This window comes from Azospirillum sp. VT-I1 (assembly GCF_055698305.1).
The window spans coordinates 291,738-303,933 of record NZ_CP168805.1 but is presented as its reverse complement, the minus strand read 5'-3'; the positions used below and the strand labels follow the sequence as shown (position 1 = coordinate 303,933).

Sequence of the window (12,196 nt, the reverse complement as noted above, 5' to 3'; positions counted from 1 at the left end):
GTGCGGCAAATATCCTGACCTTGTCCCGGTCGTTTCATGTCCCCCGACCGCCGGGTTCCCGAATTCCTTCCTCAAGCGGCGACAGCGGAGAGACGACCATGGCTTCTGCCGGCCATCACGGCGACATGCGTGCCGAGGCACAGGTGGCCTCGGCCCATCCCGGGCTGGTGCTTCTGGCGCTCGCCATGGGCGGTTTCGCCATCGGAACGACCGAGTTCGCGACGATGAGCCTGCTGCCCTATTTCGCCCGCGGCCTGGGCATCGACGAGCCGACCGCCGGGCACGTCATCAGCGCCTATGCGCTGGGCGTGGTGGTGGGCGCGCCGGTGATCGCGGTGCTGGCGGCGCGGCTGTCGCGGCGGGTCCTGCTGATCGGGCTGATGGCGGTCTTCGCCGCCGCCAACGTGGCGAGCGCCTTTTCGCCCTCCTATGGCTGGATGCTGGTCTTCCGCTTCATGAGCGGCCTGCCGCACGGCGCCTATTTCGGCGTCGCCGCCCTGGTGGCGGCCTCGCTGGTGCCGCCGCAGCGCCGGGCGCAGGCGGTGGCGCGCACCATGCTGGGGCTGACGGTGGCGACCATCGTCGGCGTGCCGATGGCGAACTGGATCGGGCAGGCGATGGGCTGGCGCTGGGGCTTCGGCGTCGTCGGGCTGCTGGCGCTGCTGACCGTGCTGCTGGTCTGGATCTTCGCGCCCAAGGACCGCCCGCATCCGAACGCCAGCCCGCTGCGCGAGCTGGGCGCGCTGAAGCGGCGGCAGGTCTGGCTGACGCTGGGCATCGGCGCCATCGGCTTCGGCGGCATGTTCGCCGTCTACACCTATGTCGCCTCGACGCTGATGGAGGTGACGCAGGTCTCGCCGTCGGCGGTGCCGGTGGTGCTGGCGGTGTTCGGCGCCGGCATGACCGTCGGCACGCTGGTCAGCGCCTGGGCGGCCGACCGCGCCCTGATGCCGACCGTCGCCTTCATCCTGCTGTGGAGCGCCGGCTCGCTGGCGCTCTACCCGTTCGCCGCCGGCAATGTCTGGCTGGTGTCGGTCGTCGTCTTCATGATCGGCTGCGGCGGCGGGCTCGGCACCCCGCTGCAGGCCCGGCTGATGGATGTGGCGGAGGACGCGCAGACGCTGGCCGCCGCGCTGAACCACAGCGCCTTCAACGCCGCCAACGCGCTCGGCCCCTGGCTGGGCGGCATGGCGATCGCCGCCGGCTGGGGCTGGACCTCCACCGGCTGGGTCGGTGCCGCGCTGGCGCTGGGCGGTCTGGCGGTCTGGGCGGTGGCGATGCTGGACGACCGCGCCACCAGCCGTGCCGCCAGCCGTGCCGCCGAGGCCCGGCTGGCCGAGGCCTGCGCCGGCGACTGACCCGCCGGCGTGCTCGTTATCGGGCCGACACGTCCCAGGCGATCCGCGCCGGGTGTTCGCCGAGGTCGAGGGAGCCGATGACGATCTCCCCGGCCGGACAGCGGCACCACGTCGCCCAGCTTCAGCAGGCGCTGCTCGCCGTTCTGCCGCACCAGACGGGTGCCGTTGCGGCTGAGATCCTCCAGCGTGAAGGCGCCGTCGCGCAGCCGCACCACCGCGTGGCGGCGCGAGGCGGAGGCGTGGTCCAGCACGATGCCGCATTCGGCGGCGCGGCCGATCACCACGTCGCCGCCGAAATCCGGCAGGGCGACCGTGCGCCCCTGGAAGCTCAGCGTCAGGCGCGGCGCGGGCGGCGCCTGCAGGTCGACCGTTTCCACCGGCGCAAGCGCGATGCGCGATCCGGCCAAGACGCCGCTGCCGGTCACCGACATCCGCTGTTCGTCGGGAATGGAGGCGATCTTGGCGATCAGCCCGTCGGCCAGCGCCCGCGGAATGCCGGCGGCACGCAGGCGGCGGCCCAGCCCCTCGCGCACCTCGCGCATCGAGGCGCCGGGGGCGGCAAGCTCGGCCGCCGACCTCACCCGGTTGAACTCGTCGGCGACCCGCTGGATGACCGTGCTGATCTTGCGGTGGCCGTAGGCGCTGGTGCCGAGATCCAGCAGGTAGCCCAGCCGCCCGGCCGCCGTGCCGAAGCGACTGGCCAGCCGCGTCATGGTTTCCTCGAAGGGCAGGTCGCTGCCGCCGGCCGCCCAAACCGTCTTGCCGCGGCGGGTCAGCGATTCCGCCATGGCCGGACCGCCCATGAACCCGTCGAAGGCGATCATCCCGTCGACGATGGCGCCGAAGGCGCGGGCGTCGCTGGACGCCCCGGTGCGGGTCAGCGGCGTCAGCCCGTCCAGCCCGCCGCGGATGCGGTTGAGCAGGGCCGCCCGCGTCCGGGGAAAGCCGGCGCCGGTCCCATCCGACCCCAGCACGTCGGACAGGGCCAGCAGCGGTTCGGTGTGGGGCAGGCGGTCGTCCAGGTCGCCGCGCAGGGTCGCCAGCAGCGCCAGGATGGCGGAGCCCAGGTCGGGGGCATAGCCGATCAGGGCGCGGATCGGCTCCCGCCCGTCGACGATCTCCGCCGCGAACTCGTCCACCAGCCGGGCGTTCTCGCCGTCGCCCTCCTGGTGCAGGCGCAGGACGGCGGCCAGCTTGGCCCCCCATTCGCGGTGCGGTTCCAGCAGCGTGCCGAAGGCATGGGTGACGATGCGGTCGCGCTCCTCCGCGGGGCGGTCGACGGCGGCCAGCAGCAGCCCCGATATGCCGCCGCGGACCAGCGCCTGGTCGAAGGGGGCCAGCGTGTCGGACGCCTGGGCAAGCTCCTTCAGCCCGGCGAACAGGCGGATGATCTGGTCGTAGCGTTCATGCGGCTTCACCCCCAGCATCGGCGCCTGGATGGCGGCGAGCCGGCTTACCGCCGGGTTGAACAGCAGCGCTTCCCGCTCGAAATAACGCAACGGATAGTAGCGGTGAAGCTGTTCCGACGGAACGACGCCCTGGTCGTCCCAATAGCCGCGCAGCAGCCGCAGCAGGGTCATCCGGCTGTCGAAGGAGAAGACCTGCAGAACGCCGGTGCAGAGATTGGCCTCTTCGATGGGGGATATGGTGGTCAGCTTGGAGCCGCCGGAGGAGGATTTCTGGAAGATTGTCTCCTCCCGCCCGGTGCCGGTGACCTTCACCACCCGCACCACCGGGAACTTGGCGAGGCGCAGCAGGAAGTTCGCGCGCTCCGTCGCCGACTTCTCGTCGTCGAAGACGCCGTCGATGTTGGGTTTGCCGCCCTGTTCGACCACCACCTCGAAGCGCGCCTCGCGCCGCTTGGACATCGCCATACCGTCCCCCTTCGGCCTGCCCCAGTCGGACTGCTGCCCGGCTACGTCCCTGTCCGCGATTTCCAGCGATTTTTCCCCAAAATGCTTTATGCCCAAAATACTTTATGAAAGCTTCCATCTGAAGCGGAAAGACCCGACCCTTGACCGCCCTTCCTGACCCCATCCTTCCCGACACCGTCCTTCCCGATTCGAAGCGCTGCCGGCCCGCGATGGCACTGGGCCGCCGCCCCTTTCTCGGCCTGCTCGGCTGCCTCGCTCTGCCGGCAGTGGCGCGGCCGTCATATGCGGCGACCGAGAATTTCGAGGGGCGGGGGCCTGAAGGCACCGCGGTCGGATACATCCTGTTCGATCCCGACAGCGGCCGGGCGGTGGAGGCGCGGGCGGCCGACAGCCCCTTCATCCCGGCCTCGGTGGCGAAACTGCCGACCGCCGCGGCGGCACTGGCCCTGCTGGGACCGGACCACCGATTCGCCACCCGGTTGCTCGGCAGCCGGCCGTCCGCCGACGGGGTGCTGCGCGGCGACATAATCCTGCAGGGCGGCGGCGATCCGGCCCTGGCGACCGAGGGGCTGCTGCAGCTGCTCGACCAGGCGCGTGCCGCCGGGCTCCGCCGGGTGGAGGGGCGCTTCCTCTATGACGCCACACAGCTGCCCGAACTGGCGGAGATCGACACCGGCCAGCCCTGGGCCGCTCCCTACAACACGGGCGTCGGGGCGCTGTCGCTGAACTACAACCGCGCCCTGCTGAGCTGGGGACGCGGCGGCCGGGGCGGGCCGGAGGCGCTGACCGTCGCCGACGCCGGACGGCTGCCGCTGGACAGCGTCACCGTGCTGCCGATGGCGCCGGGCGGGCGTTTCCCGCTGCTGCCGGACGGGGCCGACCGCTGGCGCATGACGCCGCCTGCCGCTGGGGCGGCTGGGGCGGCCTGGGTGCCGGTGTCCCGGCCGGGACTGGCCGCCGCCACGCTGTTCCGCCGGTTGGCCGGCGAGGCCGGCATCGCCCTGCCGCCGCCCCAGCCGGGACCGGCGCCGGCCGGGGCGGTGCCGGTCGCCACCCTGGACAGCCTGCCGTTGGCGGAGCTGGTCCGCGGGCTTCTGCGCCATTCCAACAACCTGTCGGCCGAGGTGATCGGGCTGGCCGCCGCGCGCCGGCTGGATCCGGCGGTCGCCGCGCTCGGGCGTTCCGCGGCGCTGCTGCAGGGGTTGCTGGCGCGGCAACCGCTGGATGGGGGCGGGTGGGGCGGGCTGCGGCTGGCCAACCATTCGGGGCTGGGCACCGGCTCGCGCGCCACGCCGCGGCAGATGGCGGCGCTGCTGCGGGCCGGCGGGCCGGCGCTGTGGGACCTGCTGCCGGGGGAGGAGGACGGCAAGGCGCTGCCCCCCGGCGTCCGGGCCAAGTCCGGGACCCTGGCCTATGTCAAGGGCTTGGCCGGGCTGCTGACGGCAACGAGCGGCCGGCGGCTGGGCTTCGTCCTGTTCATCGCCGATTCCGCGCGCCGGGCGGCGATGGACGCCGCGCTGGACCGCCGGGTGACCGCCATCCCGTCCGACGCGCGCGCCTGGGCGGCGGACGCCCGCGCATTGCAGGACGGCGTGCTGGAGCGGTGGGTTTTAACCTATTGACTGACATAGGTCATACGTCCGACTATGCCATGTCGATAAAATGCAAGGCAAAGCGATCCGACATTAATTGGTCCGCAGGCGGATTGAATGCCCGTCCATCCGATCCATATCCGTCCCCACCCGGCAGCGGGAGCGCCAGACCCGATGATGACAGCCAGTTCCAGCACCTCGACCGCGCGCAGCGCCTTGCGCCGCAGGCTGGAACGGCAGGATGTCGCCGCCAACCGCTACCACGACCGGCGGCTGGGGGCGGAGGTCGTCAACATCGTCGTCGGCGGCTGTGTCGTCACCGACGACCCGAACGTCGTCATCACCACCACGCTGGGCTCCTGCGTCGCCGCCTGCCTGTATGATCCGGTGGCGGAGATCGGCGGCATGAACCATTTCCTGCTGCCCGATGCCGGCACCGACACGCTGTCGCTGTCGTCGCGCTACGGCGCCACGGCGATGGAACAGCTCATCAACCGTCTGCTGGCCGTCACCGGGCGGCGCGACCGGCTGCGCGCCAAGCTGTTCGGCGGCGCCAACGTGAACCTGACCACGCTGCGCACCGCCAACATCGGCCAGCGCAACGTCGAATTCGTGATGGACTATCTGGCGACGGAAGGCATCCCCACCGTCAGCTGGGACGTCGGCGGCGCCAGCCCCCGCGCCGTGCGCTTCTTCCCCACCAGCGGGCGCAGCCAGCGCCGGCTGATCGGCGACGAGACCCTGCACGACATCGCCCGCAACGAGTCGTCCTATATGGAACATCTGCGCAGGACGCGGATCGAAGGCGACGTCGAGCTGTTCTGATAAGCTCGACCGGCGGCGTGCTGATCCACAGGCATGCCGCCGACACCCGCCGTTCCTCCGCGGAGCCCTTCATGGCCGACACGCTGTTCCGGATCGCCACCTTCAACCTGGAAAATCTGGACGACGATGCCGACGAGCCGCCCTTCGAGGCGCGGATCGCCACCCTGCGCCCGCAGCTGGAGCGGCTGGAGGCCGACATCCTCTGCCTGCAGGAGGTCGATGCCCAGCACCCGGTGAAGAGCGAGCCGCGGACCCTGCGTGCGCTGACCCGCCTGCTGGAGGGCACGCGCTATGCCGGTTACCACGTCACCGCGGGCGATGCGCCGTCGCCGGCCGACCGCCACAACCCGGTGATCGTCAGCCGCTGGCCGATCCGGGCGGCGCGGCTGCTGCGCCACCATCTGGTGCCGCCGGCCCGCGTGCGCCTCGCCACCGCCGACCCGGCGCCGGACACGGAGACGGAGGTCGGCTGGGACCGGCCGGTGCTGCATGCAGAGGTGGAGATGCCGCAGGGGCGCATCCTGCATGTCTTCGACCTGCATCTGCGGGCCCCCATCGCCGCCCCGGTGCCGGGGCAGAAGGCCGGCGCCCAGACCTGGAAGACGGCGGCCGGCTGGGCGGAGGGATTCTACCTCGCCTCGATCAAGCGGACCGGGCAGGCGCTGGAGACGCGGATGGCGGTCGACCGGCTGTTCGACGCCGATCCCGACGCGCTGATCGTGGTGGCCGGCGACTGCAACGCCGACCTGGAGCAGACCGCCGTCCGCATCATCCGCGCCGCCCCCGACTTCACCGGAAACCCCGATCTGGCGAACCGCGTGCTGGAGCCGCTGGAGCAGGCGATCCCGGACGAGCGGCGCTACACCGTGCTGCATGCCGGCACGCCGGTGCTTCTGGACCATCTGATGACCTCGCCCCGGCTGACCGAGCGGCTGCGGGAGGTCGCCATCCACAACGAGGATCTGACCGACGAGGTCGACCACGCCGACGAGCCCTCGCCGGTCAGCTACCATGCGCCGGTGGTGGCGAGTTTCGCACTGTAGGGCTGGATTTGCCGGGGCAACTGGTGGAAAACAGCGCCTTCGGGAATTTTGCGGCGCTCAGGTAAGCGCCATTTGGAGAGACAGCATGTTCACTGCCGCCAGCTTCCGCGTCGGCGACCGCGTGACGATCCGCAGCGGCCAGTCCATTCCGCAATCCATCGCCACGGTGGAACGCTACACCGAAGGGGGGCGCTGCATGGTGCTGTCCGACGGCAGCGAATGGCGCGCCGACGGGCGCCGCCAGTGGGGCTTCCGCGGCAGCTACTATAAGGGTCCGGTGGTCGAGCCGTTCGAGCCGGGCGACGACGAGTTCGTCGCCCGGCGCCGCGTCATCGGCGCGCTGCGCAAGTTCGGCGACGGGCTGACGATGGAGTCGCCACTGAGCACAGAGGCGCTGCAGCGGATTTTGGACGTGGTGGATAAGGAGAAGGCGGCGGTGAAGAAGGGGTGAGGGAGGCTGGAGTCTTGCGACGTTAGACCCCCACCCTAACCCTCCCCCGCTGGGCGGGGGAGGGGATTAAGCGCTTGTTCGGGAGGGGGCGGCAGTCCCTCCCCCGCCCAGCTCTCGCACAAAGCTATGCTTTGTGCTGACGCGGCAGGCGGACCGTAGGTCCGCTGAGAGCGGGGAGGTTAGGTGGGGGCACCCGAAGCCGATGCTTCGCAATAACCCCTCTTACTCCGCCGCAACGGTCTCCCGCACGGCTTCCTCGGCCGGCACCGTGCGGATCAGGTGGTCGAAGGCGGCCAGTGCGGCCTTCGCACCCTCGCCCATGGCGATGACGATCTGCTTGAAGGGCACCGTCGTCGCGTCGCCGGCGGCGAACACGCCGGGGACGGAGGTCTGGCCGCGGTTGTCCACCTCGATCTCGCCGCGCGGGGTCAGCGCCACCGTGCCCTTCAGCCATTCGGTGTTCGGCACCAGACCGATCTGCACGAAGATGCCTTCCAGATCCACCCGCTTCAGCTCGCCGCCGTTGCGGTCCTTGTAGGTCAGACCGACGACCTTGTTGCCGTCGCCATGCACCTCGGTGGTCTGGGCCGAGACGATGACGGTCACGTTGGGCAGGCTGTGCAGCTTGCGCTGCAGGACCGCGTCGGCGCGCAGCTGGCTGTCGAACTCGATCAGCGTGACGTGCGAGACGATGCCGGCGAGGTCGATGGCCGCTTCCACGCCGGAGTTGCCGCCGCCGATCACCGCCACGCGCTTGCCCTTGAACAGCGGGCCGTCGCAGTGCGGGCAGTAGGCGACACCCTTGTTGCGGTATTCTGCCTCGCCCGGGACATTCATCGAGCGCCAGCGGGCGCCGGTCGACAGCACCACGGTGCGGGACTTCAGCGAGGCGCCGCTGGCCAGCTTCACCTCGATCAGCCCGCCTTCCTGCGTGGCCGGCACCAGGGCGGTGGCGGTCTGCAGGTTCATCACGTCGACCTCATAGTCCTTGACGTGCTGTTCCAGCGCCGCGGCCAGCTTCGGCCCCTCCGTGTGCGAGACCGAGATGAAGTTCTCGATCGCCATGGTGTCGAGCACCTGGCCGCCGAACCGCTCCGCCGCGACGCCGGTGCGGATGCCCTTGCGGGCGGCGTAGATGGCGGCCGCGGCACCGGCCGGGCCGCCGCCGATCACCAGCACCTCGAAGGGGGCCTTGGCCTTGATCTTCTCGGCGGCGCGGGCGACGGCGCCGGTATCCAGCTTGGCGACGATCTGCGCCACGTCCATGCGGCCCTGGGCGAAGGGCTCGCCGTTCAGGAAGACGGTGGGGACGGCCATCACCTGACGCTGCTCGACCTCCTGCTGGAACAGCGCGCCGTCGATGGCGACATGCTTGATCCGCGGGTTCAGCGCGCTCATCAGGTTCAGCGCCTGGACCACGTCCGGGCAGTTCTGGCAGGACAGCGAGAAATAGGTCTCGAAGCGGAAATCGCCGTCCAGGTTGCGGATCTGCTCCAGCAGCTCCTCGGATTCCTTCGACGGGTGGCCGCCGACCTGCAGCAGGGCCAGGACCAGCGAGTTGAACTCGTGACCCATCGGCAGGCCGGCGAAGGTGACGCCGATGTCGCTGCCGTCGCGGTTGATCGCGAAGGAGGGCCGGCGCTCGTCGGCGCCGTTGCGGTCCAGCGTGATCTTGTCCGACAGGGACGCGATGTCCTCCAGCAGGCCCAGCATCTCCTGCGACTTCGCCCCGTCGTCCAGCGACGCGACCAGGGTGATCGGATGGGTGATGCGCTCCAGGTAAGCCTTCAACTGCGTCTTCAGATTGGCGTCCAGCATGGCTCTCTTTCCCAACGTCTCGTGTCCGGGCGGATCGCCTGCACCAAGGGGGCGGCGGTCCGGGCGGAAAATTCGGTGGCCCGAGTCGGAAAAGCCGGTCGGGCAGGCGGTCTGGTTTTGAAACAGTGAAGAGTTTGAAACGTCATCGTCCTCCCCGCGCAGGCGGGGATCCAGATTTTGAACGGACTGCGACAAAAAGCGCGTCTGGGTGCCCGCCTTCGCGGGGATGGGGAAACCGGTGACGTGACCTGTCACGGGGGCTTTGAAGCCTGCCCGTGGAAACCGCCCTGCGGCCGGTCCGGCCGGCAAGGGTACGCGTGTTGAAACCGCGGATCAGCCGCGGGGTGGGGGCCGGCCGGAACCGGCCCCCGATCCTCAGGGTTCCCGAAGGACCCTTAGATCTTGCCGACGAGGTCGAGCGACGGGGCGAGGGTCTTCTCGCCTTCCTGCCACTTGGCCGGGCAGACCTCGCCCGGGTGGGAGGCGACATACTGGGCGGCCTTGACCTTGCGCAGCAGCTCCTTGGCGTCGCGGCCGACGCCGCCGGCGGTGATCTCGACGATCTGGATCTTGCCGTCCGGGTCGACGACGAAGGTGCCGCGGTCGGCCAGACCGGCTTCCTCGATCAGGACCTCGAAGTTGCGGCTGATCGCCAGCGTCGGGTCGGCCAGCATGGTGTACTGGATCTTGCCGATGGCCGGCGAGGTGTCGTGCCAGGCCTTGTGGCAGAAGTGGGTGTCGGTCGAGACGCTGTAGATCTCGACGCCCAGCTTCTGGAACTCGGCATAGTTGTCGGCCAGGTCTTCCAGCTCCGTCGGGCAGACGAAGGTGAAGTCAGCCGGGTAGAAGAACACGACCGACCACTTGCCCTTCAGGTCGGCGTCGGAGACGTCGATGAACTTGCCGTTCTTATACGCCTTGGCGTTGAAGGGCTTAATCTCGCTGTTGATCAAGGACATTAGTGTGCTCCGATGGAGTGCGATGAATGGTTGTCGCCTCAATCCCCGGCCGGTGGCCGTGACATGCCCGACTTAGTGCGGCGCACCCGGTCGAACAAGGGGGCTGATCTGCTGGCAGGGCTGAGGCGTCGTTCCGTGGTTCCCGTTGACCCGAGGAGGAATACGGGAAATCTGTTATCAAGAGAAGTAGAAAATACCAATTGAACTGATCGATAAATCCGATTACATATCCCGGCATGAAGCCGCTCCCCACCCTGCGCCAGCTCCGCTATCTCGTCGCCGTCGTCGACCGCTGCCATTTCGGGCAGGCGGCGGAGGCCTGCCTCGTCAGCCAGTCGACGCTGAGCGCCGGCATTCAGGAGTTGGAGGATCTGCTGGGCGCCACGCTGGTGGAGCGCACGCGCCGCTCGGTGCTGCCGACGCCGCTCGGCCGCGAGATCGCCGAACGGGCGCGCCAGCTGCTGAAGGGGGCGGAGGAGCTGGTGGACATCACCCGGTCCGCCGCCGACCCGATGTCCGGCGCCCTGCATCTGGGGGTGATCCCGACCATCGGCCCCTTCCTGATCCCCCGCGTGATGCCGGCCCTGCGCGAGACCTTCCCGCGCCTGCGCCTGTACCTGCGCGAGGACCAGACGGCCCGCCTGCTGGACCAGTTGAACGCCGGCAAGCTGGACGCGGCCCTACTGGCCTTGCCCTACCCGATGGGTGACCTGGAGACGGAGGACATCGCGGAGGACCGATTCTCCTTCGTCTGCCCCGCCGGCCACCGGCTGAGCGGCAGCGACCCGGCGCAGCCCGTGACGGTTCCGTCGGAGGATCTGCTGCTGCTGGAGGATGGGCACTGCCTGCGCGACCATGCCATGGCCGCCTGCGCGCTGGACGCCACGCCGCACAACACCGCCTTCCAGGGCACCAGCCTGCACACGCTGGTGCAGATGGTGGCGAACGGGCTGGGGGTGACGCTGCTGCCGCAGATGGCGGTCGATTCGGGCATCCTGCGCGGGCTGGACTTGGCGGTGCGTCCGCTGGCCGGCGACCGGCCGGGGCGCCGCATCGCGCTGGCCTGGCGCCGCACCTCCGGCCGGAAGGAAACCTTCCAGCGGCTGGCCGAAGCGCTCAGGGCGGAGATGACGCGCAACGACGGCTGAGGGGGCGCGATCAAAGTATCGCTTGGTCCGGCGGGCCTGAGGTGGTTTAAACGGGACGGTTTTTCGCCGTTCAACCCGCTTCCGGGACACTCCGCGTCATGGTCACCACCGACACCGCCCCCCTGTTCGACCGCGTCGCCATCGTCGGCATCGGTCTGATCGGCTCCTCCCTGGCGCGGGCGCTGGCGGAATATGGGATCGCGCGGCAGGTCGTCTGCGCCGACCGCAGTGCGGAAGCCTGCGCCAAGGCGCTGGAGCTGGGCATCGTGGCGGAGGCCACCACCGATCTGGCGGCGGCGCTGGCCGGTGCGGAGCTGGTGGTGCTGGCGACCCCGGTCGGCAGCTTCGCCGCGGTGGGCGAGGCCATCGGGCCGTTGCTGAAGCGCGGGACCATCGTCACCGACGTCGGCTCGGTCAAGCAGGCGACGCTGCGCGACATCGGGCCGCACCTGCCGGACGGCGTGCACCTGATCCCCGGCCACCCGGTGGCGGGCACCGAGCATTCCGGTCCCGAGGCCGGCTTCGCCACCCTGTTCCAGGGCCGCTGGTGCATCCTGACCCCGGCGACCGGCGCCGACCGCCATGCGCTGGCGCGGGTGACGGAGATGTGGCGCCGCGTCGGCTCCACCGTGGAGATCATGGAGGCCAGCCACCACGACCGCGTGCTGGCCATCACCTCGCACCTGCCGCACCTGATCGCCTACACCATCGTCGGCACCGCCTCCGACCTGGAGGAGGACACCAAGTCCGAGGTCATCAAATTCTCGGCCGGCGGCTTCCGCGACTTCACCCGCATCGCCGCCAGCGATCCGGTGATGTGGCGCGACATCTTCCTGAACAACCGCGAGGCGGTGCTGGAGATCCTGCAGCGGTTTACGGAAGATTTGACGGCGCTGCAGCGCTCCATCCGCTGGGGCGAGGGCGAGCAGCTGCAGGACCACTTCACCAAGACGCGGGCGGTTCGTCGGGGGATCATCGACGCCAAGCAGGCGTGAGGAAAGTACGAAACCGCTGAGGAATGCCCTCTCTCCCCGCTTTCGCGCAAACTTCGTTTGCGCTGACGCGACAGGCGGACCTACGGTCCGCTGATAGCGGGGAGAGGGAGGGGACCCGCCGCGTAGCGGTGGG

General features: G+C 69.9%; 9 protein-coding genes and 1 pseudogene. 7 read left to right on the top strand and 3 right to left on the bottom strand.

What is annotated here, in order from left to right; genetic code table 11:
- The first annotated feature begins 98 nt into the window (after positions 1-98).
- A complete protein-coding gene (locus AB8P05_RS27100) occupies positions 99-1,358 on the top strand; it encodes an MFS transporter (RefSeq protein WP_472761607.1) in 1,260 nt (419 codons plus the stop codon).
- A gap of 164 nt (positions 1,359-1,522) precedes the next feature.
- On the opposite strand, the pseudogene AB8P05_RS27095 reads toward AB8P05_RS27100, so the two are convergent.
- Positions 1,523-1,789, bottom strand: a pseudogene (locus tag AB8P05_RS27095) (FHA domain-containing protein); the annotation flags it as partial.
- Between the two features lie 1,583 nt (positions 1,790-3,372).
- On the opposite strand from AB8P05_RS27095, the gene AB8P05_RS27090 reads away from it, so the two are divergent.
- The 4 genes from AB8P05_RS27090 to AB8P05_RS27075 all read left to right on the top strand — a co-directional run bounded on the left by AB8P05_RS27090 (position 3,373) and on the right by AB8P05_RS27075 (position 7,143).
- The gene (locus tag AB8P05_RS27090; RefSeq protein ID WP_472761606.1) at positions 3,373-4,854 is read left to right on the top strand and encodes a D-alanyl-D-alanine carboxypeptidase/D-alanyl-D-alanine-endopeptidase; all 1,482 of its coding nucleotides are present in this window, start codon (positions 3,373-3,375) and stop codon (positions 4,852-4,854) included.
- A 144-nt stretch (positions 4,855-4,998) separates the two neighbouring features.
- Positions 4,999-5,649: a chemotaxis protein gene (locus AB8P05_RS27085; RefSeq protein ID WP_472761605.1), complete on the top strand. Its 651-nt coding sequence runs from the start codon at positions 4,999-5,001 to the stop codon at positions 5,647-5,649.
- Between the two features lie 17 nt (positions 5,650-5,666).
- Positions 5,667-6,692, top strand: coding sequence for an endonuclease/exonuclease/phosphatase family protein (locus AB8P05_RS27080; protein ID WP_472761604.1), 1,026 nt, complete (start codon positions 5,667-5,669; stop codon positions 6,690-6,692).
- Positions 6,693-6,777: 85 nt separating this feature from the next.
- Entirely contained in the window at positions 6,778-7,143 is a 366-nt protein-coding gene (locus AB8P05_RS27075; RefSeq protein ID WP_472761603.1) for a hypothetical protein, read from the top strand.
- Between the two features lie 222 nt (positions 7,144-7,365).
- Here the strand turns inward: AB8P05_RS27075 and ahpF are convergent, their stop codons facing one another.
- Both ahpF and ahpC read right to left on the bottom strand, forming a co-directional pair.
- Complete coding sequence (gene ahpF, locus AB8P05_RS27070) at positions 7,366-8,961, bottom strand: alkyl hydroperoxide reductase subunit F (protein ID WP_472761602.1); 1,596 nt, start codon at positions 8,959-8,961, stop codon at positions 7,366-7,368.
- 395 nt (positions 8,962-9,356) lie between these two features.
- On the bottom strand, positions 9,357-9,920 hold the full coding sequence (gene ahpC / locus AB8P05_RS27065) for an alkyl hydroperoxide reductase subunit C (protein ID WP_455175495.1): 564 nt from the start codon (positions 9,918-9,920) through the stop codon (positions 9,357-9,359).
- A 236-nt stretch (positions 9,921-10,156) separates the two neighbouring features.
- Here ahpC and AB8P05_RS27060 point away from each other — a divergent pair, with 236 nt between their 5' ends.
- A complete protein-coding gene (locus AB8P05_RS27060; protein ID WP_472761601.1) occupies positions 10,157-11,068 on the top strand; it encodes a hydrogen peroxide-inducible genes activator in 912 nt (303 codons plus the stop codon).
- A gap of 98 nt (positions 11,069-11,166) precedes the next feature.
- The gene (locus AB8P05_RS27055) at positions 11,167-12,063 is read left to right on the top strand and encodes a prephenate/arogenate dehydrogenase family protein (RefSeq protein ID WP_472761600.1); all 897 of its coding nucleotides are present in this window, start codon (positions 11,167-11,169) and stop codon (positions 12,061-12,063) included.
- Positions 12,064-12,196: the final 133 nt, after the last annotated feature.